22 protein-coding genes and 1 pseudogene are annotated in these 26,598 nt (G+C 57.9%); 8 read left to right on the top strand and 15 right to left on the bottom strand.

Translation table 11 applies throughout. The features are described from left to right. Window positions 1-6: 6 nt before the first annotated feature. Window positions 7-747: a hypothetical protein gene (locus tag OC605_RS07375; protein ID WP_016772538.1), complete on the top strand. Its 741-nt coding sequence runs from the start codon at window positions 7-9 to the stop codon at window positions 745-747. A 140-nt stretch (window positions 748-887) separates the two neighbouring features. On the opposite strand, the gene OC605_RS07380 is transcribed toward OC605_RS07375, so the two are convergent. After that, entirely contained in the window at window positions 888-1,745 is an 858-nt protein-coding gene (locus tag OC605_RS07380; RefSeq protein ID WP_262136599.1) for an SDR family oxidoreductase, read from the bottom strand. A gap of 188 nt (window positions 1,746-1,933) precedes the next feature. Here OC605_RS07380 and exbB point away from each other — a divergent pair, with 188 nt between their 5' ends. The 6 genes and pseudogenes from exbB (at window position 1,934) to OC605_RS07410 (ending at window position 8,844) form a co-directional block, all read left to right on the top strand. Beyond that, the gene (gene exbB, locus OC605_RS07385) at window positions 1,934-2,896 is read left to right on the top strand and encodes a tonB-system energizer ExbB (RefSeq protein WP_262136600.1); all 963 of its coding nucleotides are present in this window, start codon (window positions 1,934-1,936) and stop codon (window positions 2,894-2,896) included. A gap of 6 nt (window positions 2,897-2,902) precedes the next feature. Then, the gene (gene exbD, locus OC605_RS07390; protein WP_016772535.1) at window positions 2,903-3,331 is read left to right on the top strand and encodes a TonB system transport protein ExbD; all 429 of its coding nucleotides are present in this window, start codon (window positions 2,903-2,905) and stop codon (window positions 3,329-3,331) included. Then, the gene (locus OC605_RS07395) at window positions 3,328-4,074 is read left to right on the top strand and encodes a TonB family protein (protein WP_076564548.1); all 747 of its coding nucleotides are present in this window, start codon (window positions 3,328-3,330) and stop codon (window positions 4,072-4,074) included. The genes exbD and OC605_RS07395 overlap by 4 nt, the downstream gene beginning before the upstream one ends. Window positions 4,075-4,350: 276 nt before the next feature. After that, window positions 4,351-5,279, top strand: a pseudogene (locus tag OC605_RS07400) (LysR substrate-binding domain-containing protein). 9 nt (window positions 5,280-5,288) lie between these two features. Continuing rightward, window positions 5,289-7,364, top strand: coding sequence for an ATP-dependent DNA helicase RecG (gene recG / locus OC605_RS07405; protein WP_262136601.1), 2,076 nt, complete (start codon window positions 5,289-5,291; stop codon window positions 7,362-7,364). Window positions 7,365-7,443: 79 nt separating this feature from the next. Beyond that, window positions 7,444-8,844, top strand: coding sequence for an aminoacyl-tRNA deacylase and HDOD domain-containing protein (locus OC605_RS07410; RefSeq protein WP_262136602.1), 1,401 nt, complete (start codon window positions 7,444-7,446; stop codon window positions 8,842-8,844). A gap of 151 nt (window positions 8,845-8,995) precedes the next feature. Here OC605_RS07410 and OC605_RS07415 read toward each other — a convergent pair whose 3' ends face one another. Beyond that, window positions 8,996-9,379 carry a helicase gene (locus tag OC605_RS07415; protein ID WP_039757355.1) on the bottom strand — a complete coding sequence of 128 codons (384 nt, stop codon included), beginning with the start codon at window positions 9,377-9,379 and terminating at the stop codon, window positions 8,996-8,998. A 586-nt stretch (window positions 9,380-9,965) separates the two neighbouring features. Between OC605_RS07415 and OC605_RS07420 the strand changes: the two genes are divergently transcribed. Beyond that, window positions 9,966-10,337, top strand: a complete 372-nt coding sequence (locus OC605_RS07420; RefSeq protein WP_093096920.1) for a DUF6124 family protein — start codon at window positions 9,966-9,968, stop codon at window positions 10,335-10,337. 116 nt (window positions 10,338-10,453) lie between these two features. Here the strand turns inward: OC605_RS07420 and OC605_RS07425 are convergent, their stop codons facing one another. The 13 genes from OC605_RS07425 to icmH all read right to left on the bottom strand — a co-directional run bounded on the left by OC605_RS07425 (window position 10,454) and on the right by icmH (window position 26,596). Continuing rightward, a complete protein-coding gene (locus OC605_RS07425) occupies window positions 10,454-10,615 on the bottom strand; it encodes a hypothetical protein (protein ID WP_208939242.1) in 162 nt (53 codons plus the stop codon). Between the two features lie 282 nt (window positions 10,616-10,897). Then, the gene (locus OC605_RS07430) at window positions 10,898-11,485 is read right to left on the bottom strand and encodes a lysozyme inhibitor LprI family protein (RefSeq protein WP_262136603.1); all 588 of its coding nucleotides are present in this window, start codon (window positions 11,483-11,485) and stop codon (window positions 10,898-10,900) included. A gap of 4 nt (window positions 11,486-11,489) precedes the next feature. Then, window positions 11,490-11,945, bottom strand: coding sequence for a cell division protein (locus OC605_RS07435; RefSeq protein WP_262136604.1), 456 nt, complete (start codon window positions 11,943-11,945; stop codon window positions 11,490-11,492). Window positions 11,946-12,145: 200 nt separating this feature from the next. Then, on the bottom strand, window positions 12,146-13,513 hold the full coding sequence (locus tag OC605_RS07440; RefSeq protein ID WP_262136605.1) for a lysozyme inhibitor LprI family protein: 1,368 nt from the start codon (window positions 13,511-13,513) through the stop codon (window positions 12,146-12,148). A gap of 46 nt (window positions 13,514-13,559) precedes the next feature. Then, a complete protein-coding gene (locus OC605_RS07445) occupies window positions 13,560-14,687 on the bottom strand; it encodes a lysozyme inhibitor LprI family protein (RefSeq protein WP_262136606.1) in 1,128 nt (375 codons plus the stop codon). 99 nt (window positions 14,688-14,786) lie between these two features. Continuing rightward, the gene (locus tag OC605_RS07450) at window positions 14,787-15,182 is read right to left on the bottom strand and encodes a lysozyme inhibitor LprI family protein (RefSeq protein ID WP_262136607.1); all 396 of its coding nucleotides are present in this window, start codon (window positions 15,180-15,182) and stop codon (window positions 14,787-14,789) included. 9 nt (window positions 15,183-15,191) lie between these two features. Further along, window positions 15,192-17,885 (bottom strand): peptidoglycan DD-metalloendopeptidase family protein, encoded by a 2,694-nt coding sequence (locus OC605_RS07455; RefSeq protein ID WP_262136608.1) that lies wholly within the window; start codon window positions 17,883-17,885, stop codon window positions 15,192-15,194. A gap of 23 nt (window positions 17,886-17,908) precedes the next feature. Beyond that, window positions 17,909-18,346 (bottom strand): hypothetical protein, encoded by a 438-nt coding sequence (locus OC605_RS07460; RefSeq protein ID WP_262136609.1) that lies wholly within the window; start codon window positions 18,344-18,346, stop codon window positions 17,909-17,911. A 29-nt stretch (window positions 18,347-18,375) separates the two neighbouring features. Then, window positions 18,376-20,412 (bottom strand): type VI secretion system tip protein VgrG, encoded by a 2,037-nt coding sequence (locus tag OC605_RS07465; protein WP_262136610.1) that lies wholly within the window; start codon window positions 20,410-20,412, stop codon window positions 18,376-18,378. A gap of 28 nt (window positions 20,413-20,440) precedes the next feature. After that, window positions 20,441-21,442 (bottom strand): serine/threonine-protein kinase, encoded by a 1,002-nt coding sequence (locus tag OC605_RS07470; protein WP_262136611.1) that lies wholly within the window; start codon window positions 21,440-21,442, stop codon window positions 20,441-20,443. Beyond that, complete coding sequence (locus tag OC605_RS07475; protein WP_042608097.1) at window positions 21,439-22,167, bottom strand: PP2C family protein-serine/threonine phosphatase; 729 nt, start codon at window positions 22,165-22,167, stop codon at window positions 21,439-21,441. Before OC605_RS07475 ends, OC605_RS07470 begins: the two co-directional genes overlap by 4 nt. Next, the gene (tssM, locus tag OC605_RS07480; protein WP_016772512.1) at window positions 22,167-25,706 is read right to left on the bottom strand and encodes a type VI secretion system membrane subunit TssM; all 3,540 of its coding nucleotides are present in this window, start codon (window positions 25,704-25,706) and stop codon (window positions 22,167-22,169) included. The genes OC605_RS07475 and tssM overlap by 1 nt, the downstream gene beginning before the upstream one ends. Window positions 25,707-25,720: 14 nt before the next feature. After that, entirely contained in the window at window positions 25,721-26,596 is an 876-nt protein-coding gene (gene icmH, locus OC605_RS07485) for a type IVB secretion system protein IcmH/DotU (RefSeq protein WP_016772511.1), read from the bottom strand. Window positions 26,597-26,598: the final 2 nt, after the last annotated feature.

Consider the following 26,598-nt stretch of genomic DNA (forward strand, 5'->3'; position numbering starts at 1 on the left):
TCCACCATGCGCAAAGCGCTAGCTCTCTCGCTGCTCGCCCTGTTTCTCGGCGGCTGCGCCAGCGACCCTGCCGACCGTGACATCAGCGGCACCTGGATCAATCAGGTGGCGATCGATGCCGCCGCCAAGGGCGGTCCCCTGCGTGAAGCGCTGCAGGCTTACGGCCCGAATCTGGAATGGGACGTCAACACCAAGGCCGGTCAGGCCCGCTACACCAACGGTTTTGAGAACGTCGAAGGACGGCTGCTGGGCGAAGAGTCCGGCGCCTGGAAAGTCGACTTCTACGGCAGCTCCGCCAGCGAACTGAAACGCGATGGCGGGCGCCTGCAACAAGCTGCCAGCGACAACGAACCCGAACAAGTCTTCGATCGCGCACAGATCCCGGTACCGGAAGGCGCACCAATCGGTGCCAGCTTCGAACGCGCTCTGTATTCAGCGTATCTGGGCGGTAACTGGATCATCGCCAGCGGCCAGGGTGAAGGCGGCACCGTGCAGTTCCAGGCCGACGGCCAGGTGACCGGCCTGCCGGGCGTTGATCGTTATGCCTTGTGTCTGGCCGGCGATTGCGCGTCCATGAGCAATGGCAACGACAGCATGTGGCTGCAACTCAATGGCCAGGGCAACAACTGGATCTTTGTGCGCAAGGGCAAGGAGCTGGAGATTCTGCAGGCAGTGAACGCTGCGCTGGCGGATGAGCAACCGCAGTTCGCCGCAGGTGAGCGCAAGTGGTTGCTGGAGAAACAGTAACCTGCCTCCGAAATCTCAGAAGATCAAATGTGGGAGCGAGCCTGCTCGCGAACGCGGTGGGTCAGTCAAACTGATAATGACTGACATACCGCATTCGCGAGCAGGCTCGCTCCCACAGTGGTTTTTGTGTTGCTGGAAATTCAGCACTTACCTTCAAGAATCGCTGCATAGCCTTCGCGATAACTCGAATACTTCGGCACCCACCCCAACGCTTTCGCCCGCGCATTGCTGCAACGCTTGCTGCCGGTGCGGCGCACACTGGCGTCTTCGGCCCATTCAGTCACACCCAGGTATTCGCGCAACCAGCCCACCACCTCAGCCAATGGCGCCGGCGCGTCATCCACACCGATATAGAGCTGGTCCAGCTTGACCCCCTCGCGGTCTTTTTCCAGCAAGAACGCCAGCAGCCCCGCTGCATCATCGGCATGAATACGATTGCCATACAGCGGCGGCTCCGTAGCCACGCGATAGCCGCGACGCACCTGAGTCAGCAGCCACTCGCGACCCGGCCCGTAAATGCCGGTCAGGCGCAGCACGCTAGCCGGGATGCCGCTATTGAGCGCGACCTGCTCGGCTTCGAGCATCAAGCGACCTGAATATCCGGCCGCGACAGTCTCGGAGGTCTCATCCACCCATGCTCCGTCCTGCTGGCCGTACACGCTGCTGCTGGACACAAAGACCAGTCGCTCGGGCACTTGCCCATAATCACCCAGCCAACTCAGCACATTCTGCAAACCCTGCACGTAAGCCTTGCGATAGCCCTCTTCGTCGTGATCGGTGGCCGCAGCGCAATACACCAGATAATCGACAGCACCTACCGGCCAGGTCGCCGGGCACTCTTCGCTGAAAAGGTCGCCGGCGACGCCGATGACATCCTCCGGCAGCCTGGAAACGTCGCGGCGCAGGCCATGGACTTGCCAGCCAGCCGCCAGCAATTGCTTGGCCAGACGACTGCCGACATCACCACAACCGGCAATCAAAACAGAAGGCGCGGACATCAGAAAACTCCCATCAGAAAGGCACAGACTAGCTCTGGCACAGGACGAACGGCTAGCAATGAAGGAAAAAAAGTTACTCTATTACTTTTGTTAACAAGAATTACTTGCAATAATGCACGCCACTTTTGTTCTCGGCCTCACGAGGCCTGGAAGAGCAACAACGTTTTTCTATCTCAGGTCCGGCCAGCATGACACGTAATCAAACTCCCGCTTCGCCAACCACTCGACCTCGCGCCTGGAGCGCCGTCGCGGCTCTGTTGCTCAGCCTGATGCTGGCACCGACCGCCGCCTTCGCCAACGCTCAAGCGCCCGCCACCCCGGCCACCCCGGCCGCCACCGAGCAGAGCGCACCCGCTGCCGCTCCGGCTGCACCGGCCGCCACCGATCCGGTGCAGGCTGTCGACGCGGCCGACGCACCTGAAGTCCTCGAAGCCGACAACACCTTGGGCATGGCCCACGACCTGTCGCCGTGGGGCATGTACCAGAACGCCGACATCATCGTGAAAATCGTAATGATCGGTCTGGCCATCGCATCGATCATCACCTGGACCATCTGGATCGCCAAAGGCTTCGAGCTGATGGGCGCCAAGCGTCGTCTGCGTGGCGAAATTGCCGCACTGAAAAAAGCCACCACCCTCAAGGAAGCCAGCGCTACCGCTGGTAAAGAAGGCACCCTCGCCAACCTGCTGGTGCATGACGCGCTCGAAGAGATGCGCCTGTCGGTCAACAGTCGCGAGAAAGAAGGTATCAAGGAACGCGTCAGCTTCCGCCTTGAGCGCCTGGTAGCAGCCTGCGGTCGCAACATGAGCAGCGGCACCGGCGTCCTTGCCACCATCGGTTCAACCGCACCGTTCGTCGGTCTGTTCGGTACCGTATGGGGCATCATGAACTCCTTCATCGGCATCGCCAAAACCCAGACCACCAACCTCGCCGTTGTCGCACCGGGTATCGCTGAAGCCCTGCTGGCCACTGCACTGGGTCTGGTTGCGGCGATCCCTGCGGTAGTGATCTACAACGTCTTCGCCCGCTCCATCGCCGGTTACAAGGCGCAGGTCTCCGATGCCTCGGCAGAAGTCCTGCTGCTGGTCAGCCGCGACCTCGACCACCAGCCTGAGCGCAGCTCGCAGCCGCACATGGTTAAAGTGGGGTAATCGGCCATGGGCCTGCATTTGAAAGAAGGCGCAGACGACGATCTGGCCGAGAACCACGAAATCAACGTCACGCCGTTCATCGACGTGATGCTGGTGCTGTTGATCATCTTCATGGTGGCCGCGCCGTTGGCCACTGTGGACATCAAAGTCGACCTGCCCGCCTCGACCGCCAAACCGGCGCCGAGGCCAGAGAAACCGGTGTTCCTCAGTGTGAAAGCTGACCAGCGCCTGTTCCTCGGTGACGACGAAGTGAAAGCCGAAACCCTCGGCGCCACCCTCGACGCCAAGACCCAGGGCAAGAAAGACACCACCATCTTCTTCCAGGCCGACAAAGGCGTGGATTACGGCGACCTGATGAGCGTGATGGACAGCCTGCGCGCCGCCGGTTACCTGAAGGTCGGTCTGGTCGGTCTCGAGACGGCAGCCAAGAAATGATCACGACGCGCCATAAGCTGACGCGTTACAGCGGTAGCCTGGCCGTGGTGCTGGGCGTGCACGCGCTGGCCATCGCGCTGGCGCTGAACTGGACCGCCCGCCCGCCCATCGAATTGCCGCCGCAGGCAATGATGGTCGAGTTGGCCCCGTTGCCTGCCCCGCCACCGCCGGCTCCGCCGAAAGTCGTCACACCGCCGCAGCCACCGGCTCCGGTGGAAGAATTGCCGATTCCGAAACTGGCCGAAGCACCAAAAGCGGAAATCGCGGTACCCAAACCCAAGCCGAAGCCCAAGCCAAAACCGCCGAAGCCGGTCGAGAAAAAACTGCCAGAGCCGCCGAAGGAAAAACCTTCCGAGGAGAAACCGGCCGATACGCAACCGACCCAGGCACCGACGGAGAAATCCGCCCAGCCGGCACCGGGCCCATCGCCAGCTGAAGTGGCCGCCAAGGCCAGTTGGCAAGGCGCCCTGCTCGCGCATCTGCAGAAGTACAAGAAGTACCCGCAGAGTGCGCAGTCGCGGGGCAAGGAGGGCTTGAATCGTCTGCGCTTCGTGGTCGATGGCGAAGGTAATGTGCTGTCGTTCGAACTGGTGGGCCGCTCTGGCAACGCTGATCTGGACCGGGCCACCCTGGACATGATCCGCCGCGCGCAACCGCTGCCAAAACCACCGGCCGACATGCTCAACAACGGCTCGATCGAAATTGTTGCGCCGTTTGTTTATTCGCTCGAACGCCGTCGCTAAGCAACACCGCAATACCTGTGGGAGCGAGCTTGCTCGCGAAGGCGCCAGGTCAGTCAGAGCAGTTTCGTCTGACATACCGCATTCGCGAGCAAGCTCGCTCCCACAAAGTGATGTGCTAACCAGTAGATCCAGCCAAAAGGCACCGAAAGGTGCCTTTTGCGTATCTGCCAGCGGCAAACCGACCTCGACCGGTGTCGCACTCAGCCCGCAGTCTGATAACGTGCGTCTATCGATCGCAGCCGGTATGCTTGGCGCGCATCTTCATGGACGCTTGCTATGACTCTCACAGAATTACGCTACATCGTTACCCTCGCCCAAGAGCAGCATTTCGGCCATGCCGCCGAGCGTTGCCACGTCAGTCAGCCGACGCTGTCGGTGGGCGTGAAGAAACTTGAAGACGAACTCGGTGTGCTGATTTTCGAGCGCAGCAAAAGCGCCGTGCGCCTGACCCCGGTCGGCGAGGGCATCGTCGCTCAGGCGCAGAAAGTCCTCGAACAAGCCCAAGGCATTCGCGAACTGGCCCAGGCCGGCAAGAATCAGCTGACCGCGCCGCTGAAAGTCGGCGCCATCTACACCGTCGGCCCGTACCTGTTCCCGCACCTGATCCCACAACTGCACCGGGTGCCCCGCAGCTGCCGTTGCACATCGAAGAAAACTTTACCCACGTGCTGCGCGACAAACTGCGCAACGGCGAGCTCGACGCGATCATCATCGCCCTGCCGTTCAACGAAGCCGACGTACTGACCCTGCCGCTGTACGACGAGCCGTTCTACGTCCTGATGCCGGCCCAGCACCCGTGGACCAAAAAAGAATCCATCGACGCCGGCCTGCTCAACGACAAGAGCCTGCTGCTGCTCGGTGAAGGCCACTGCTTCCGCGATCAGGTGCTCGAGGCCTGCCCGACGCTGACCAAGGGCAACGACGGCGCCAAGCACACCACGGTCGAATCCAGCTCGCTGGAAACCATTCGCCACATGGTCGCCTCCGGCCTGGGCATCTCGATCCTGCCGCTGTCGGCGGTGGACAGTCATCACTACGCCCCGGGCGTGATCGAAGTGCGTCCACTGACCGCGCCGGTGCCGTTCCGCACCGTTGCGATCGCTTGGCGCGCGAGCTTCCCACGGCCGAAAGCCATCGAGATCCTCGCCGACTCCATTCGCCTGTGCTCGGTGGCCAAGCCTGCCGCACCGGTTACGGCCGGTTAAGCGAGCGTCATGACGGAGCTGTCGCAAGTGTCGGTGACGGCACTCAAGGGTGTCGGCGAGGCCATGGCCGAGAAACTGGCCAAGGTCGGCCTGGAGAATCTGCAGGACGTGCTCTTCCACCTGCCGCTGCGTTATCAGGATCGCACCCGCGTGGTGCCGATCGGCGCGCTGCGGCCGGGGCAGGACGCGGTGGTCGAAGGCACCGTCAGCGGTGCCGACGTGGTCATGGGTCGCCGGCGCAGTCTGGTCGTGCGCTTGCAGGACGGTACCGGCGGCCTGAGTCTGCGTTTCTACCATTTCAGCAACGCGCAGAAGGAAGGGCTCAAGCGTGGCACGCGGGTTCGCTGCTACGGTGAAGCCCGGCCCGGCGCCTCAGGCCTGGAAATCTATCATCCGGAATACCGGGCGATCACCGGCGATGAACCGCCGCCAGTCGATGAAACCCTGACCCCGGTCTACCCGCTCACCGAAGGCCTGACCCAGCAGCGCCTGCGCCAGTTGTGCATGCAGACCCTGACACTGCTCAAGCCGAGCACCCTGCCCGACTGGCTGCCGACCGAACTCGCCCGCGACTATCAACTCGCGCCGCTGGACGATGCGATCCGCTACCTGCACAACCCGCCCGCCGACGCCGACGTCGACGAACTCGCCCTTGGCCATCACTGGGCGCAGCATCGCCTGGCTTTCGAAGAACTGCTCACCCATCAACTGTCGCAACAGCGTCTGCGTGAAAGCATGCGCTCGCTGCGCGCGCCAGCGATGCCGAAAGCCACCAGGCTGCCGCCGAAATACCTGAAGAACCTCGGCTTCAACCCGACCGGCGCGCAACAGCGAGTCGGCAATGAAATTGCCTACGACCTCAGTCAGCACGAACCGATGTTGCGCCTGATTCAGGGCGACGTTGGCGCGGGCAAAACCGTGGTCGCCGCCCTCGCCGCACTGCAAGCGCTGGAGGCCGGTTATCAGGTCGCGCTGATGGCACCGACCGAAATCCTCGCCGAACAGCACTTCATCACTTTCAAGCGCTGGCTCGAACCGCTGGGCATTGAAGTCGCGTGGCTGGCCGGCAAGCTCAAGGGCAAGAATCGCGTCGCCGCTCTGGAACAGATTGCCAGCGGCACGCCAATGGTGGTCGGCACCCACGCGCTGTTTCAGGACGAAGTGCAGTTCAAGAACCTCGCACTGGTGATCATCGACGAACAGCACCGCTTCGGCGTGCAGCAGCGTCTGGCGCTGCGGCAGAAAGGCGTCGGCGGGCGCATGTGCCCACATCAACTGATCATGACCGCCACGCCGATTCCACGAACGCTGGCGATGAGTGCCTACGCCGACCTCGACACCTCGATCCTCGATGAATTGCCGCCCGGGCGAACGCCGGTCAACACCGTGCTGGTCACCGACACCCGCCGCGTCGAAGTCATCGAACGGGTGCGTAGTGCTTGTGCCGAAGGGCGGCAGGCCTATTGGGTGTGCACGCTGATTGAAGAATCCGAAGAGCTGACCTGCCAAGCCGCCGAAACCACGTTCGAAGACCTCACCGCCGCCCTCGGCGAATTGAAGGTCGGGCTGATTCACGGGCGCATGAAGCCGGTTGAAAAAGCTGCGGTGATGGCCGAGTTCAAGGCCGGCAACCTGCAACTGCTGGTCGCCACCACCGTGATCGAAGTCGGCGTCGACGTGCCCAACGCCAGCCTGATGATCATCGAAAACCCAGAACGCCTTGGCCTCGCGCAGCTGCACCAGTTGCGCGGTCGCGTCGGCCGGGGCAGCGCGGCCAGCCATTGTGTGCTGCTCTACCATCCGCCGCTGTCGCAGATCGGCCGTCAGCGTTTGGGCATCATGCGCGAGACCAACGACGGTTTCGTCATCGCCGAAAAAGACCTCGAACTGCGTGGCCCCGGGGAAATGCTCGGCACCCGTCAGACCGGCCTGCTGCAATTCAAGGTCGCCGACCTGATGCGCGACGCCGACCTGCTGCCCGCCGTGCGCGACGCTGCGCAAGCCCTGCTGGAGCGCTGGCCGACCCACGTCAGCCCATTGCTTGACCGCTGGCTGCGCCATGGGCAGCAATACGGCCAAGTGTGAGCACCGTCGCAGTTTCCGACAGCTCGTTCCGGCAGAGGTGGTTATACTCCTGCCATTGTTTCAAAAACGGATACAGACCATGACCGAAGCTGCTCTCGTCCCCGAATCTCCGCAAGCTCCGTCTGTTATTCGGCTGCTGCTCAACAAGCTGGGCGTTGCCTACGAAGAAGTGCTCGACCACCACGGCCTCAATGCCTCGCGCAAAGTGCAGGCGGTGTTGCTGGATGACGCCGTGGGCGCGTTGATGGTGCTGTTTCCACAGAGCCAGTTGCTGGATCTCAATCGCCTCGCCGAACTCACTGGTCGCCGCCTCACAGCCGTGTCCACCGAGCGCCTGGAAAAGATGCTCGGCAAACACAATCTGAGCCTGCTGCCGGGCCTGCCGGCGCTGACCAGTTCGCCGTGCCTCTACGAAGAAAGCCTGCTGCGCGAGCCGAAGCTGCTGATCAACTCCGGCGAGCCGGGCCTGCTGCTGGAAATCAGCAGCGATGACTTCAAATCGATGCTGACCAAAGCCAGCGCCGCCAACTTCGGCGAAGCCCTGAGCAGCATTCGCCCGAACCTCGACCGCCCGGACGATGACCGCGAGGAAATCACCCAGGCCGTGCAGGCGTTCACCGCGCGGCGCATTCAGCAACGTCTGGAAGCGACCATCGAGATTCCGCCGCTGGCCGAAACCGCGCAAAAAATCATCAAGCTGCGCGTCGACCCCAACGCCACCATCGACGATATCACCGGCGTAGTCGAAACCGACCCGGCGCTGGCCGCGCAAGTGGTGAGCTGGGCGGCATCGCCGTATTACGCCTCGCCGGGCAAGATTCGTTCAGTTGAAGACGCAATCGTCCGCGTGCTCGGCTTCGATCTGGTGATCAACCTGGCACTGGGCCTGGCCCTCGGCAAGACCCTGAGCCTGCCCAAAGACCACCCGCAACACACCACACCGTACTGGCAGCAGTCGATCTACACCGCCGCCGTCATCGAAGGCCTGACCCGCGCCATGCCGCGCGCCCAGCGCCCGGAAGCCGGCCTGACCTACCTCGCTGGTCTGCTGCACAACTTCGGTTACCTGCTGCTGGCCCACGTGTTCCCGCCGCACTTCTCGCTGATCTGCCGTCACCTGGAGGTCAACCCGCACCTGTGCCACAGCTACATCGAGCAACACCTGCTGGGTATCAGCCGCGAACAGATCGGCTCGTGGCTGATGCGCTACTGGGACATGCCGGATGAACTGGCCACCGCCCTGCGCTTCCAGCACGACCCAAGCTACGACGGCGCCTACGCCGAATACCCGAACCTCGTCTGCCTGGCCGTGCGCCTGCTGCGTGGACGCGGGATTGGCTCCGGGCCGGATGAAGACATCCCTGACGCGCTGCTCGAACGCGTCGGCCTTACCCGCGACAAAGCCAACGACGTCGTCAGCAAAGTCCTCGAAGCCGAAGTTTTGCTACGTGAACTGGCCTCGCAGTTCAGCCAGGCCTAAAACGAAACAGGCCCGCTCCCCAGGATTTACACAAATCCGTGTGGGAGCGAGCCTGCTCGCGAAGAATGCAACTAGGTCTACCTGACCACATTTGATCGTTCCCACGCACCGCGTGGGAATGCATCCCGTGACGCTCCGCGTCACCAAAGGCTCAAGCCTTAGGCTTAGCCTTCCTCGGCTTCAAATACTTCATCAACCCCTGAAACCACATCACCAGCGCCGGATTACCCTTCAGCTGGATCGACTTGTCCTGAATGCCCTGCATAAACGCCAACTGCTTGTTCTTCGCCTGCATCGTGGCAAAGCCATAACCGGCATCTTTAAACGCAATCGCAAACGCCGGCTCTGCCACCACGCCAGACTTGCTGGTGATGCGCTGATCCTTGACCACGAAATGCCGCGCCACTTTCCCGTCCAGCGTCTGCAGCTGAAACACCAGATCCTTGTCACCCAACTGCTGCTGGAACGCAGGATTTGTCCGGCTGGCCTTACCCATCAACAAACCCATCATCCACAGAAGAAAACGAAATTTCATGCGCACAGCCTCAAAAGGAAAATGAACGGCCGGGGCAGTGTAAGGGATTCGGACGATAACGCCAGTATCTGCCGCTGTTGGAAGAGGATGCAGACCATTTCCCGCACGATGACTGCCAAGTCACGATTCAGCGCTCGCCCACTGATCGTTCCCCCGCTCCGCGTGGGAATGCATCCCGAGACGCTCCGCGTCTCACCACTCACCTTTCCTACACCTGTTGAAACACATCCCTGTAGGAGCTGGCGAAGCCTGCGATCTTTTGATCTTCCGCCCCGCGAATCTATGGGAAATTTCCTGCGAAGTGCCGGGCTGTCCGTGAACTAGGCGGGGTTGCTCTTGAGGGATAGGCTTTATGTGTCGCCGCAAAAACGGGCGATACGGACGTGCAAGTCCGGGGGGAGTACACATTGGTTATGGCAATTCGCCGAGCGTTTTCCTATGCTCGCGGATCGTTATGGCTGCTGTGTATGGGAGGCCTTCGGGTCTGCCGGGTGACTCCACCGGTCTTGCACACCTATGCACAGCTGCCACCCCTTTCGAAGTGCGAGCGAAACGGTGCCAGCTCCTGAAACTGGAGTAAGACCGAATGAAGAAACCAACACCCAATCCCCCGGAAACCCCGGACATATCGCCCTACGAATCTCTGGAATCGAAGAAATTCCACGAAGCCGCCGAGCGCGCCCTCGACCATCATTTCAAACCGCCCACCGAACCCCACCCCAAACGCGAAACCGGCCTCTTCAAACTTTCCCCCGGCACCGACGCCGAAGCCCTCATGGCCAACGCCTCCGAAGACCTCCTGTCCATCAGCGTCATCGCCTGCGACCTGGCCGACGATCTGCACGGCTCACGCCGCTCTGTGGCACTGGCCCTGAGCAGAATGGCGGACGGGGTGCGATTGATGGTGGAAGGGACACTTGATCATATTGAGGTGAAGAGCGCGGCGGCGAAGCCGTAGCGGGACTTGCGGATGAAAAAAAAGGGGACGCCAAGTCCCCTTCCACCAATGTCCGTAAAAATCCAGACATAAAAAAGCTGCCTACGAGGGCAGCTTTTTTAAGAGTCTCGAAAGCTTCAACCGGCCAGTCGACCGACAGGCTCAAAATCACTGCCTTTTGACAGCGCAGCATCCAGAAAGCGGCTGCGCTTACCGGAGCGTTTGGCCAAGACTTCACGAGCTTCAGCCTGGAACCGGGCAGCCATCAAAGGCTTTGGTTCATGTTTGGACTTTTTCATGGAAACCTCTCGGGTCTCGAAATTTGACTGGATAGTATTACCGCTCAACCCAAGCTTCTGAACATAAACAAAAATAACCTGACACTGATTACTTGGTCCGAGCATTCCGCCGCCTTCAAGCCTCAACCGGCGACGCAGTCGCTCATCGGCAGGACATAAGAGGCTAGTGAAGGAAAACTTGACCGAGTTGAAGTACCGAACGTGGCACCCGCCTTAGCTTGTAGAAATTTCACTATGGGCAGTAGTGGAACTAGCAGGCGAGAACTTGAAATCGAAATTCCTTTAACGATTCATAGGCAACTGAAAGCGCATCCGCACCCTGCAATTCGCAAAATCCTCACGGAACAAACGCTCGCTCATTTTGCAGTGCCCATCCGCGTATTGCTTCCAAAGCGGATCATCGAGTTCTTCCCCTCCCAGCAGCTCGATTGAGGCCGCTAAACTTCTCTCACGGTCCTTCCCGGCAATCGCGGATGCCGCTTTGTAAAAACCATCCAGCGGTAAACCCGTCTGTAGAGCGATCAGCTCTCCCAGCCGAGCATTGGTCGTCTGCACGAGGCACCCAAGCTTCTCGATTGGCGCTTCGGCGCCCGGCAACGCGGCTTCATAAAGCTCTTCGCAAAACGACTCTTTGAAGCGCACCCAGTTCTTTTGCACATCTCTCAGATGGCTTTGCTCCGCAGGAGCCAGAGTCGACAGCGCTTTTTTGTATTGCTCATTCAAGACACCATCGACCTTCTTGAGGGTTTGCTGGCCGCAGGTGATCAAGTCCGGGTTAGACAAACTGTCTGGGTTGCACGCCTCTCCAGCAAACAATGCGGATGACGCAGCAGAGATCAAGCAACCGAGAAGAATCGAAAATCCTTTCACGCTGTCACTCCTTCCCTTGACGGTCATGTCTGTACAGCCAAAACAGCGGCGGCAACAACACCAACAACGCAAAACCATCAAGCCACACGTGCGACCAGACCTGCTGCTGCGCCGAGAGCCACATGTCCTGCGGCGCCCATAACAGGATGCCGGCGATCAACCAGCCCCAGACTGCCGGGACTTTCAAGCGATTGCCCAGATGCACCAGCGCGAGCATGTACAGCGAATAACTTTGCAACGTCGCGCCGAACAGCGCGAGCCACCAGACTTGTTGTTCGTGGCCGGCAGCAGGTACCGCATCGGTGCCCCAGAACGACAGTTCGAGGACTTGCAGGTAGCCCTCGAGCAAGCCGGAGTCACCGGCCCAGGTCAGGGTTAGACCGGCGAGGATGTGGGTGATCGCAGCGGCGTATAGCCAGAGCACCAACGCTGGGCGAACCGAGGAAGAAGAGGCTGGCATTCCGTGTCCTGAGCGCGTTCCTTGGGGGGGAGTTTAAAGGAAAACCGAGGTCGTTAGATGCTCAAATATTAAACGTTTAAGCGCCGCGGATTCTGGCTCAGCGCATATGAAAACGCGTTAGCCGTGATGGCGGAACGCGTTTGATCACATCGAGGTGAAAAGGCGTCGGGCTCTGTAAACGCCCTTCTCACTTAACCTTACTAAAAGCAGCTGCTGGCCACTATCGGTTCGGCCACTTCGGACTGAAGTCGCTTAATCGCATTGATGCCCGAGTCGTTACCTTTGTCGGCGGCAAGCTGATAACAGGCCAAGGCGCGAGGAGTATCTTTCTTTCCTAGATCGCCGCTTTTCCAATAATCGCCTAACGAAACGAATGCATGCGTTGATAAAATGGTGGGAGAACGAATAAAAGAGTGGGAGAAGGAAAGAGGGAGAGGGAAGGGGAAGGAAAAGGAAGGGGGAGTGCCAAAACAATAGAAGCCAGCCAACGACTCAGCACCGCTTGGCGAATCAACGGCTGCTGCTTTGAAAAGAGCCTCAACTTTGCCGTATTCCAATTGCGGGGCCATACCCGACAGACTCAGCCCGGCCGCAGCCGAACTAGATATAGGATCGCCTGAAGCGGCCGCGCACAGGTAATTTTCCAAAGTCGCCTCAAAAAGTTCTCCTGTCAGTCGGTATTGCTCAAGGCCGCCCAAGCCAGCAAATCCTTGTCCGCGCTGCCAACAGAAATTCTCCGCACGACTCATTTTCCGCGTACTGGCTACAGAAAGCTCTTTATCAGGAATCGACCAGTCCTCAACCCCATCAAGCGTCCAGCAGGACTTCCGCGAAAAGTTGAAAATCTTGATATTGCTGTTGCCGGCGCGTTTATCCACAACGTTAACGTGGCGGTCATCCACCTTCTCGATCTCTATTCCTTCCACTTTCCCATCGGGCACAGCCACCATTAAAGGAAACGCCATATCGCGTCCCACCTCCGCAGTAACGTGAGTCACAATCCGCCCTATATCCGACGTCCCCTTTAATACCAGCAGCTTCACGGCCTGCGCAGTTAGTCGCTTCTGCGATTCGACATTAGCGGAGAATGCTGGAAGAAACTGTGCAAAGTCTTGCGTAGGGCACGAGCCACGTCCAAATATCGAACCACTCCCGGTATCGGACGCGATATTGTCCAAAAACACTGAACGGTCACGACTCATACTGGCGATGCAATTGTTCACCGCTGCCACATGCGCCGAAGAGCCCGGTTCCGTCTCCAACGCATCGACCTGGCAATCGGTATCGCGCAGTTTGATCCAGGCGCGCTGAGCTTCCTGAACCGTTGCCTTTTTTCTCGCCGCAAGAACTGGATCGGTTTGATACCCACCCTCGAGCCGAACCATCAGCTCTTGATAACTGGTATTCAACTGCGTATCTGCTGCAGCCTTGGCACTCACAGAGCATCTTTCACTCTGAGAGCTCGTAGTGATATCGGCACATGCATCGTCAGCAAATGCATGTCTCCCCAACAGAGATAAACCACCAATCAGCACGGCGGGCAGCACCGGAATAAGATATTTACTCAAGGCAAATTCCAACAATATTTTGCGAAAGTGTATTTTAAAGTCGTGCCTATTCTTCAAGGGAGATAGCCATTTTCAGAGTAGATCCATTCAGATAAACGACTGCTTCGCGCCCATTAATATCGACAGGGGTAGGATTCTGGATCATTCCTTCATCACTAGCCTTCGCAATTTTTGTTAACGTCTTATCCGCAACATTGGCACGCCAAATAGTTTCATCACCATTCTTGAAATAGAACGTCGGCCGCGACTTGCTCCAAATTGGAGCATATATATTCCAACCGGCCTCGGGTCGACCAGCCTGCGCTATCGTTTCATACCCTGAGGTGTGCGAGTAGTACGCTTGCAATTTTCCATAATCACCACCCCAGCCGAATGTCAAACCACTAACAGCATTTTCATCAGTATTTGGCCACTGCTGGAACAGCAAACTGCTTTCCAATGGCGGAGATTTTGAACCGAGCTTATAAACCATCCCCCGCAGCTGATTCTTAGAGAGCTGCTGTCGATAGTAAAACTTCCCATCCAAGAGTCCCGCGAACCTTTTACCTTCGTCGTTTGAACCCAAACTCAAAGCACCATCAAAACCGATATCTTTCGCAATCGTATGCAATACCGGCCTGTCGTTGCGATCAACGTACTCATATAGATTACCCCGGTACGCAATCATCGCCGCATCAAAACGCCCTTCAAACACGATGACATGCAACATGCCTGAAATTGTATCTGAGAAAATCACAAATCGTTCGACAGCCCCTTTTTCATTGGGAAGCCATGCTAAATCAATGACCTTCCATGAGCGTTCAAACTGTGTGTAGGGCTTATCACCCAACATTAACTTAATATCTTTCTGAGTTGGCCTAGGCGCAATAGGAACCGGCGACAGAAAGCGTATCTGCCGAGCATAAGAATCCTCTAAGCACTCCACTGACTCACAAGAATTACGCTCTGAATTAAGCCAATCACTTTCGATTACTTGTAAAGCACGCCGATTTTTTATCGGTTTGAAGACCTCACTGAGTTTTTCGTCCATTGCGGACAAAGAAGGAGAACTACAAATTTTCCTCTCTACGTCCGTCGAAGCTTTGCCACAGTCGAAACTCGCTGAAAATGCGACCGAACTGAATAGCAAAAAGGTTAACGATAAAAAGTAGGGAAGCGAATGTAAATTTTTCATTGAATCAGCCATCAAAGGTAAAGGGGGGGCAGACCACGTTTTTCGGATAATCGTGGTCTGTCCCCATTTTCGCCCATTTTCGTCGTCCCCATTTCCGCCCTAGAGATCGGGCAATGTCTTGTCCAAATAAATAGAACGCTCTAAACTCATGCGCGCTATGCAGTTATTCACAGTCGTAACGTAGGCAGGCTGTCCGACCTCGACTTCAAATGCCTCAAGAGTACAATTAGTATCGCGCAGTTTTAACCATGCGCGCTGAGACTCTTTCAGCTTTTGCATGTAGTCATCGCGAAGTGCAGTGTCAACTCGGTATTGTGATGCAACTCTTTTTATGAGCTTCTGATAGCTGACATTAAGATTGGAATCTGCAGACTCCTTCGCCTGCTTTGCGCATATATCTACCTGTTGGCTAGTAGAAATATTAGCGCAATCAAATTGCGCAGCGGCAACCGACAAAGGCAACAGAAGACTGACAAACAACACTAAATTTCTCACGTATCTCTCCTAGCGGTTTTGTCTCAAATAAGCAGCGCGTTTTCGACCGTCTTCATATTGTCTAATTGTAGGATTATTCTCTATATAACTTATTAGCTGGTCAACATCATCTTTCATCCCAGCTTTCATCGGATTCTCCCCTTTCGTAAAACCTTGGTATACAAAGTCTACCAGAATATCTTTAACGATTTGGCTCAATGCATCCCACTCTAGTCGATCTGAGAAGGGAGCGGTCCAATGATTGTAATTCGCGATCGCCTTTGTAACGTAGCCAGGATAAATCAAATCAAATAGGGCTTCTTGCTGCTCGATCGTTATTGTGCCTATGTCAGAGCGGTTCTGAGCCACAAAGTCCCTCGCGTGCGTACCCTTATACAGTCTTGCCTTAGAAATCTTTGTTGCCTGAATATCTTCTATACCTGCAGCAATCATATGGTTATATATTTCCGTTTCAGACCTAAACCCCATATCGTAGCCGCGTCCTAACGTGACACCTGACAAATCATTTCCAGGCCAGTGGATATGACGACTAAAAAACGGTGATCCCGGAATATCATTACCTTCGGCGTCATAGGTAATTTGTCCTGCTCTAGAAGCTTCTTTTGCTAGAAAATTTCCTATCATTGCAATTGGATGGAAGTGCCAGATATTTCCATCACCAAGACCTTTTTCTTGAATAATTGGATCATCCCAAAACACCAGTTTATCAATCCGGTCTTTTTCTAGCTTGAGAATCGCCGGAGACCCTTCGAGGATCTGGCTCAGATGAGTCCATTTTGCAGCGTCAGATTTTTCTTTCCACTCGGTCGGATGGTAAGCGACTAATTTAGACCAATGATCTCGAAACTCTATGTTTTTTATTGCTTCAGGAAAGTCTTCCGCCGTAACATTGTTATCGTGGTTGCCGAGCTTGTCCAAATCGTCATACAGCTCTTTGAAAAAAACTGGCATATCATCCGGATCCAAGAAACCGTCAGAGCCAGAATTACTTTCTTTGACAACACGAAACCCTAGTTTTTCCCAGTCATGTTGGGTGACTATCTCGGCTTCTGCCTTTTTTATTAACCCTTTAATGTCTTGACTTTTTTCTTTAACAGTCACTTCATACCATTCAGTAGGATCTTTGAATATTGGACATTTATTCAGTTCTACACAATGGTTCGTTTCCAACGTTACGCTCCCTGTGTCAGGAGCTTTCTTATTCAAAACAGTGCCCGAGGGTAGGTGGATATACCGTTTGCCCTTCTTAACTCCAGCAGTGTTCTTCAGGAAATCATCAATCTTTGGATCGAGCGTAAAAATCTCCAAGTGGACTTGCCTCTTACGGGCTATCCCTCCGTTAGGACCAGCCAAGACCTCGTTGAGGCCAAGGTATCCAATAGTGTCACCCGCTTTAATCTTCATATTCATTGGAACGACTACGTCAAATGTTGCTGGAGTTAATTCCAGCCATTCGACAAAACGATTGGGGCTCACATCCTCTACGCAAGCCCAAAAACTTGACGGCACCGCCCCTGATTGATTTTTTAACCCGGTAGGTGGATTCGAAGTACTGGGAATGAATACACACTCAGCCATTCTAAGCAGCTTACCATTGAGTTTTAGGGAAAGAATTTTCGAACTATCGAATTCAATAACACTATTGGTGCTCAGAACCATGGAGCTGCCTTTTTTTGTTCCGGCGTTGGCTCCATCAGTCAAAGTTGCAGGCGCATTCCGTAAAACCAATCCGCTTCCCGTGACTCGCGCGCGAACCTTTCCTTGCCAATAACCCGGTTTCGATCGAGCAATTGTACCCCCCCCCACCTCGAGGGGATAATGCTGAAACGGTAGCAAGTGCATATACAAACTGTAGAATGTGAGTGTGTTATTCGTAACAGGAGTTACCTGAGTATTGGATGGAGATTTATAATCATGCCGAACCAAACAAAAAGAGGTTGAGTATCTTAGCTCCTCCGAACCGCCCTCACCCTCAAATATAGATTTCTCATAATCTTTATTTAGACGGTAAGCTACGACCACGCCATCAGCCATACAGCGAACAGGTTCATCGCTAACGCATTGCGGGGCACTTGAATCACTTATATGAATTCCCCCATGCCAAAACTTATGACTACCTAAAAGATAATTACCTGAAGTTTCATTTTGCAACACAGAAAAAAACTCGTCCGCATCTTTATAACGCCCACCACCCGTTTTTCTTATTGGGAACTGAAAGTTTAACAGGCTAAACACAGTTGATTCAGTTGGTGCCGTGCTCGGAGCAACAGTCTGTTGGTCCCACCATACCTCTGGACTAATCAGATTGCCGCTCGGATCCTTCATTTGGTAGTGAACATGACGTGGATACTGAGTTACACCATTCGGCCCTTTGCCCCCCATGGTGCCAATTTCATCACCGGCAGCAACAGTTGCGCCTTGGCTAACAACGTGACTGCTCGTATGCAGAATTTCATGACTATTGCCATCCGCATCCTTGATTTTTATCGTGCCGTAATTACCACCGGTAAACGTTACTGTTCCAGCGATTGGGGCATAGACTTTAGGATTCTGTAGATTGATACCATTCTGGCCGCCGATGTAGTTAAAATCCGTCCCTCCATGTGGGCCACTCGCACGCTGCTCGCCATAAACTCCTGTGATATGGGGCTGGTGGCCGTCAACTGGAGGCAGAACACGCAGCATCACTTCATTGAAAGACATACCAATTCCTTTTTAATTTTCCATCAAAGCGAATAGTCTTGAACTTCGTCCAGAAACCAGCACTTCTCAAACTTAAATACATATAGAACTTGATAATCGGTATCTGGCTTTTCTATTTTTATTTTTGCAATACCATCTACCTCTTCCAAAACTGTCACTTCGACACCATCGGCGACTCGCTTCTCCTTCCCAGGAATCACCGGGAATATGACGCCTTGCTTATCCAATAGGACTATTCTTTGCTCCGGCTCAGGTTCGGCGTCTACCGTAACTATTTTCCTCAATGGAATATGAGTAAACGTTGCTTGAATAGAAGCACTCTCCAAATAAGCAGGTAGAAACTTCGAAAATATTTTCGATGGGCAAGTCTCTAATTCAGATGCGTCTGCCATTACGCAATTCGAAAACATTCCAAACACTGAAATAACTAACGTGAAAATAACGCGCCGCTGATACTTCATATTACAGTTCCTTTTGAGCGGGTGAGTCATCACTCGGAAAACACAAAAAAAGCCTTCGGCTTAACCTTCTCAGGCGGCGCATTCCCCAACGCCTGATCCATCAAACTCCCCGCCTTATCCTTATCCGCCGCCCCCGGCAGCACCGGCGGTTTAATCCCGATGCCCGTGCCGGAGCCAGCCGAGCCACCGGCATTGATCTTGATCACCGGCCCAACCACCGTCACCCCACCGCCATCGAGCTTGATAAAGCTCCCACCCCCAAGAATGGTCAGCTCTGTCCCGGCCTCGATAACAATCTTGTCCCCAGCCTTGAGGTGAATCTCTTTCCCGACACTGGTCAGCTGCGCCGTACCCAGCTTCACATGCTGGTTCTGCCCAATCGTCAAATGATCGTCCAGCTTTGCCTCAACCTTGCGGTCGGAGATCGTGGTGCGGTGTTCTTCAGCCTTCAGCTCGGTGTAGGAGTTCTTAACCACCGTGTCATGACGCTCATTGCCGACCCGAATCTTCTGGTCATGCTCGACGTTCTCATCCCAATCCCGCTGCGCGTGGATGTAGATCTGCTCCGCACCTTTCTTGTCTTCAATGCGCAGCTCGTTGTAGCCACCGCCACCCGGTGAGCTGAGTGTTTTGAACACGCTGCGCGTCTTGTTCGCCGGCAGTGCATACGGCACCGGGTTTTCCTTGTGGTACAGGCAGCCGGTCACCAGCGGTTGGTCGGGGTCGCCTTCGAGGAAGGTGACGAGGACTTCCATGCCGATGCGCGGGATGCTGATGGCGCCGTAGCGGTCGCCGGCCCAGGAGCTGGAGACGCGTAGCCAGCAGCTGGTTTTGTCGTCGGCCAAGCCTTCGCGGTCCCAGTGGAATTGCACTTTGATGCGGCCGTATTGGTCGCAGTGGATTTCTTCGCCTTTGGGGCCGGTGACCATGGCGGTCTGGCTGCCGAGCACGCGCGGTTTCGGGTGTTCGAGGGCCGGGCGGTAGAACACGTCCCACGGGGTGGCGAGGAATCGGTTGCGGTAGCCCTGGTGGAAGTCATCTTTTTCGTCGGTGGTGTCGCTGGTCACGCCTTCTTCGAGGACTTGCGGTTGTTTGCCTTCGTGGAAGATTTCCGTGAGCAGCCAGAGGTCGTTCCACTCGCTTCGCGGGTGGTCGGACATTTCCATGAAGTGGCCGCTGACCAGTCGGGTCTGGTCGCCGCGACCTTCGGCCTGGCGGTAGTCGGCGCGGTGGCGTTCGAGGGCGCGCTGGCTGAGGAACTTGCCGCGCGCGCGGTCGATGAAGCGGCCGGGGTAGTCGTAGTCTTCGAGATCCGGTTCAGTGCTGTCGCCGTCCGGTTTGTAGGCCGCTTCCATTCGCAGGCGCGGTTTTTCGAAGTCGTAGTCGCGGCGCGTGGTGCGGGTGGTGCGGGTTTCCAGGCGCAGTTTGAAGGCTTTGATCACCGGCTCGTCGGCGACCATGCCGCTGCCCTGCACATAAGCAGTTGGCTGCCCAAGGTTCTGGAACACGGTCTGGTCGTCGCCGAACACCAGCAGGTGCGCTTTTTCGCTGTGCTGGAAGTGGTAGTGAATGCCTTCCTCTTCGCACAGACGCTGGACGAAATGCAGGTCGGTTTCGTCGTACTGCACGCAGTAGTCGCGATCCGGGCACGGCTGGCTGAGCTGGAAGCTGTAGGCGTTGCTCTTGATGCCGTGCTCTTCGAGGATCAGCGCGATGATTTTCGGCGCCGACATCTGCTGGTAGATACGCTGGTTGGTGCGGTGATGCAGGTATTGCAGTTGCGGCACGATCGAGACTTTGTAGCGGGTCAGGCGCTTGCCGGCATCGCCTTGGGCGACGCGGTAGATCTGGCCGTGGATGCCCGAGCCTTGGGGATCGAATGCCAGAAACGCCTGCTTGTGCAGCAGTTGTTCGAGGTCCAGATCGGGGTTTTCGCTGACCAGTTCGACGTCGAAGCGATACGCCTGGCTGATGCCTTCGGTGCCGGTGAACGACAGCACTTGCAGGTCGCCGACGTAGTCTTCGACCTTGAGGCTGAAGTGGGTTTCGTTAGCTGAGTTGAACATCGTGTGCTCCCTGTTCGAATGTCATCCGTTACGCCCGAAGTCGCAGACGTTGCAGCCAGGACGAAGTGGCGCCCAAGGCGTCACGCAATTGTTGGGCAGTGATGGTGCGTTCTGCCGGGTTGAAGCTCAGCGCGGTTCGCAGCGCTTGCCAGCCGTGCTGGGGTAGATTCGCTGGCGCGCGCAGCTCGCGCTCCAGATGCTCATCGCGGGCCTGGGTCGAGGGCAAGCGGCGGAACGGGTGTTTGCCGCTCGCCAGTTCATAGATCACGCAGGCCACGCCGTACACGTCCGCGCTGGCCGACAACGGTTGGCCCTCAAGCAGTTCGGGGGCGGCGTAGCCCGGGGTCCAGGCATTGAAGCGCTCGCGGCTCAGGTGCGGCAGGCCGGGCAAGGTGCCCTCCTCTGCCTGTCCCAGACCGAAGTCGAACAGGCGCAGGCCGTCTTCGCTGAGCATGACGTTGCTCGGTTTCAGATCACCGTGCAGCACGCCGCGACGGTGGGCGTAGGCCAGCGTGTCGAGCAGCGGCAGCACGATGTCGCGCAGTTCTTGCCACGGCAGGCCGAGGGGCCGCTCGCAGAGCAATTTGTCCAGGGTCAGGCCACGCATGTATTCCATGGTGATGAAGGCCCGCTGGCAGTCGGTGTCGACTTCAAAGGTGTGTGCACGCACGACGTTGTCGTGGCGCAGGCGTCGGGTCAGGGCGAACTCGCTGTAGAGCAAGGCACTGGCGTCCGGCGATTCGGCAAATTCTTCGCTGAGGAGTTTCAGCGCAATGTAAGGATCGGGATCGCCGAACTGCTCATGCAGCAGATCCCGCGCCCGGTAAACGGCGCCCATGCCACCGGCCCCGAGCAGACGCTCGAGGTGGTAGCGACCGGCGAGTACATCCGGCAGCGCACCGATGCTGGCCTTGGTCGGCGCCAGCAACGGTTCGGCCTTGTTGCCCTTGGCGAAGGCGAAGTAGGTCAGGTTGCTGGCCTGCTCTTCGCTGATCAGCAGGTCATCGATGGGCGATTCGAGTTCACTCATTGGCGGATCACCACGGCAGTCAGGTTGTCCCGCGCGGCGCCCCGCAGAGCGCCGTCGAACAAACGTTCCAGCGCCACGTGCGGCGCGCTGAGGCTGAGGGCGTTGCCGAGGGCGTCGCTGCTCAGGCCCTGATACAAACCATCGCTGCAGAGCAAAAACACATCGCCCGGATAGACCTCGAGTTCAAGCACATCCAGGGTCAGTGTCTCGGCGGCGCCGACGGCTCGGGTGAGTGCCTGAGCCGCCGGGTGCGCTGCCGCCTGTTCGACGCTCATTTGCTGTTCGTCGATCAGTTGCTGTTGCAGCGAATGGTCCTTGGACAGCTGATACAACCGCTGCCCGCGCCACATGTAGCAACGACTGTCGCCGGCCCAGATGCAGGCCGCGCGATTGCCTTCCACCAGCAGCGCGACGACGGTGCTGCCCATGATGCTGTCGTGACGCCCGGCGGTGACGGTCAACTCCTGCCCCAAACGCCGGTTCAGCCAGTGCAGGCACTGGCGGATGGCTTTGAGGCGTTCGTCGAAGTCCTCGTGTTGCGGCAACTCAGCCAGGCTTGCGACGATCAACTGGCTGGCGATGTCGCCACCCTGATGACCGCCCATGCCGTCCGCGACCACCCACAGCCCGTGCTGCGGCGAGTCGAGGAAGGCATCTTCGTTGCGCGCCCGCACCTTGCCCGGGTCGGTACGCGCCGCGCTGCGCCAGGGACTGGCCACCAGCATCAGAGCTGCACCGGCATACGGAAGGTACGCAGGACGCCCATATCGAACGGGTTCGGCGTGCGCTGGCTGGTCAGCAGGTAGTTGGCGCGCAGACCGCCTACGTCCGCCTTCAGCACCAGCACGTCGCGACCGTTCAGGTACTCGGTCTGCATCAGGTCGAACAGACGGAACAGCGACCATGGGCCGGAGTTTTTCTCGATCCCGATAGGACGCCCGGCCATTTTGTCCATGACCAGACTGGTGCGACCGTCTTCAGCATCGGTCGGCCACTTGAAGGTCATTGGCAGGATCGGGCCGTGACGGTATTCCATGGTCTTGTCGCCGAACTTGAATTCGGAGCGGCTGACCGCCGGATCGAGGGTGTACGGCTCGAGCTTGAACTGCACGGTCGGCTCGGCCGGGTTGATCGAGAAGAAGCTCTGGCGAATGGTCTGCGCCGCCGCCATCTGATCGAGGTAGACCTTCGATACCGGCAGGCTGTGACCGTCGACACTGCGCATGCGGTAGTTGCCCGGATCGCCGCTGACGAACGGACGCATGTAGCTGTCGAAGAAGCGGTCGACGGTACCTTGAGCACGGAAGAACTCACGGAAGTCGCTGATCGCCACGTCGCTGGTGCTGCTGGCGCTGAACGGATAGCGCTTGCTGATGGTTTTGCCGTACACGCTGTACAGCTCGTTCTGATAACGGCCGTTCAGGTATTGATAGGCATCGTTGAGCACCAGACGCCACGAGTCTTCGGCCAGCACGTTGAACCACACGCTCAGCGGACGCGGCAAACGACCGGAGGCATTGCGCAGGTTGGTCAGCGCATCACGCTGGCCGCTCATGCGCGTCTTGGCCATCTCGAACGCGGCTTGCTCCGGCGTGCTGGAACGGGCCAGACCGGCCAGTTGCAGTTGCAGGTCGTTGAGCGCGCTGAACGCTGGCGTCAGGTCAGCACCCGGGCCGTTGTTGTCATCGAGCAGACGATGCAGCGGTTCGAAGCGGCGTTGCAGGGATTTCTTCGCGGTGTCCGGCAGGTTCTTCGCCACGTTCAGCGCCGAAGCCTTGTCGGCGGCAGCCGCGGCGAGTTTGCCGACCTTGCCCAGTTTGCCTTTCTGCCCGGCCAGCGCATCGGCAGCTTCGCCGGCTTCATCGACCGGATCAGCCGCGGCTTCGAAGCGGGTGTTTTCACGCACTTCGGTGAGCAATGCGAGGACCGGCGAGTTGGCCGAAGTCAGGCCCGCCAGTTGCTCGGCGCCTTCGCCAGCGTCGCTGATTGGTGGCAGTGCGACCTGGCCAACGGCTTCGCTCCAGTAGTTGGCGTAGTCGCGGAAGTACAGCTGCTCGAGTTCGACCATCAGGCGACGCAAATCCATGTCGCTGATGCCCGCGCCTTCGCCCAGCACCCAGTTGTCACGCAGGATATCGGTGACCAGCGCCGCGCCCTGCACCGAGAAATACTGCTGATAACCCTGCTGGGTGTAGAAACCCGGGATCACGTATTCCGTGCCGATGAACAACGAACCTTGCGGGCCGAGGTGCTGGCTGAAGCGGTAGTCCGGCAGGTTGCGCGCCTGCTCGCGGAGCATGCGGTAAACCACGTTGGCCAACGATTCGCTGCGCAGGACCTGACGCGCCTGCGTGACCAGTTGATCGTTCAGCGGATAAATGAACGGCTGCTTGAGCAAGCGCTCGAGGTGCGTGTTCAAACCGTTCTGCACCGCGGTGTTGCCGGTGTAGCGCTGCGACCAGTCAGTGGCGACCCAGTCCTTGAGCCACGCCGCGTCGCGACGATCCTTCATGTTCAGCATCAGGTACGCACGCAGGCTGTTGAGCAGGCGATCGCGGTCCTTCATGTTGGCGCGGATCTGCCCCTCAAGCATGGTCGCGACCCGTGGCAGCAACTGCGCTTCCAGCTCACGCTCGTAGGCGGTTTTCACCACCGGGTTGATCTCTTCGCCCTGATACAGGCCGCCACGCTCGTGGTACGAGACGTCGCCCTTGCTCGGGAACACCTGAGTCGCGGCGTAGCTGGTGTCGAGGACTTTCAGCACGCCCATGGCGTCATCACGCGGCGTGACGGCCGAGCGTTGCTGGGTCCAGTTCTGCGCCAGCGTGCGCAGGTTTTCCAGACGCTCGTAGTTGGCCGAAAAACCACCGGCCCAGAGCATGCCGAACAGTGCCAGTGCTGCCAGTGCGCCGACGTACAGCGCACGCTGGCCCCAATGAATGCGGCTGCGCTCGCGCTTGTCCAGACCGGCCAGATCGGCCTCGGGGAAAATCACTTGGCTGAGCAAGTGGTGGATGAATCGCGAACGACCGCTGCGCAGGGTCGGCAGCACACCGGCGTTCATGCCCAGGCTGGCGCCGATGCCGGCGGTAGTCGAGTCCATTTCCTGGGTCAGGTGTGGCGCGCTGGTCAGGTAGAAACCGCGCAGTTGCGTGGCGCGCTGATAACGGTTGCCGGTGAACGCCATGTCGACGAACAGGCACAGACGCTCGCCGATCTGCCCCAACTGATGCGGGAAGTCGAGGATGCGGCCACGGCGCTGAGTGTCGCGCTCGGAGTGCATGCGCATGATCACTTGGCTGTTCAGGCGGCGCAGCAGCTCTTCGAACTCGTTGCGCAGGACCGTGACGTCGGTGCCGACCTGATCCTTGCGGAAACTGGTGCCGAGCACCTGATCGCTTTCTTCGCGGGTCAGTTGATCGAAGAACTCGTCGAAGCCGAGCAGCTTGTCAGCCTTGCTCAGGACCAGATACACCGGCACATCGACGTGGAGTTTCTGATGCACGTCCTGCAAACGGCTGCGCACCTGGCGCGCGAGGGTCTCGATGTCCTGCTCGCTGCCGCCGGTGAGGGTTTCCACCGGAATGGTCACCAGCACGCCGTTCAACGGACGGCCGCGACGACGCTTGCGCAGCAGTTCCAGCAGGGTGGTCCAGGCGTTGCCGTCGACTTCGGCGTCCGGTTGAGTGGTGTAGCGCCCGGCGGTGTCGATCAGGACACCGTGATCGGCGAAATACCAGTCGCAATGACGGGTGCCGAGGGTGTCGCGGGTCAGCTTGCGGTCGATCTTGTTGATCGGAAATTCCAGACCGGAAAAATCCAGCAGGCTGGTTTTGCCCGAGGCCTGCGGACCGATCAGCAGGTACCACGGCAAGTCACTGCGCCAGCGCTCGCTGCGACCGCGATACAGGCTCGACGTCTTAAGGGTTTTCAGCGCGTCCTTGAAACGCGCCTTCAACTCTTTCTGTTCTTCGTCGATCAGCTCTTCGCGGCGAATGCGGTCCTGACCGTCCTCGCTTTCTTCTTCGGCTTTCTTGCGGATACCCGCGCGCCAGCTGACGAAGACCATGGTCAGGCCCCAGATCAGGAACAGCACGCTGATGGTCAGCAGACGCGAGGTCGCGCTTTCCCAGAACTTGTAATCATCGACCGCCAACAACGGGCCGACGAACCACACCAGCAGCGCCACGAACAGCACCAGCAGCAGAGTCCAGACCCAGGTCTGGCGCAGGAAGGCGCCGACTTTCTTGAAAAACTTTTTCATCACACGTCCCTGTTTTACGGCTGCGCCTGCGGTTGCACCGCGGCTGGATCAAGCGGCTGATAAGGATGCAGAACGGTGTCGCGTTGTTCGCTCAGGACCCAGGCGAAGCCCGAATACATCACCACCAGGCAGACCAGAGTAAAGAGCACCACCATCCACGCCGGCACGATGCGCACCAGGTTGCGGCGCTGATCGTTGAGACCTTCCCAGTGCGGCGACAACTCGCGCGGCACGTCGCCACGCAACTGACGGATCTGCCGGTACAAGGCGTCGCGGATGCCTTCAAGCTCAAGCATGCCGCGTGCCTGTACGCGGTACTTGCCCTCGAAACCAAGGGACAGGCACAGGTACATCAGTTCGAGCATCGGCAGGTGCTTGACCGGGTTTTTCGACAGCCGATCGAGCAGCTGGAAAAACTTCTCGCCGCCGAAGGTTTCGTTGTGGAAGCTGCTGAGCAGGCTCATCTGCGACCACTCGCTTTCGTTGCCCCACGGCGTGGTCACGACGGCTTCGTCGACCACGGTGCAGAGCACGTAACGCGCGGCCATCACCTGGCTGCTTTCGGCGCCGTTGTGCAGGGCGCGCACTTCAAACAATTTCAGCCCGGCGGTCAGCCGCTCATTTAGCGCGTACAGGTCTTCGCGGGTCTCGCTGTGCTTGAGACGCACCACTTCCGAGAGCAGGTCGGACGAGGCCGCGACCAACGAATTGAGGCTGATGTTGAAGGCCTCTGCCGGACGCAGGCGCGCGGCGTAGATCATGCGTTCTTCCAGTTGCTCGAAACGCGGCGGCGCGGCGAAGTCGGTCAGCGGACTCGATGCCGGTCCGTGGCCCTGACGGTCGAGCAGGACGGTTTTGTCGTCCTGGTTGTAATCCGTTTCCTTGATCATGT

Origin of the sequence: Pseudomonas sp. Marseille-Q5117, assembly GCF_946901175.1 — a bacterium.
In the GTDB taxonomy this organism is placed as follows: domain Bacteria; phylum Pseudomonadota; class Gammaproteobacteria; order Pseudomonadales; family Pseudomonadaceae; genus Aquipseudomonas; species Aquipseudomonas iranensis.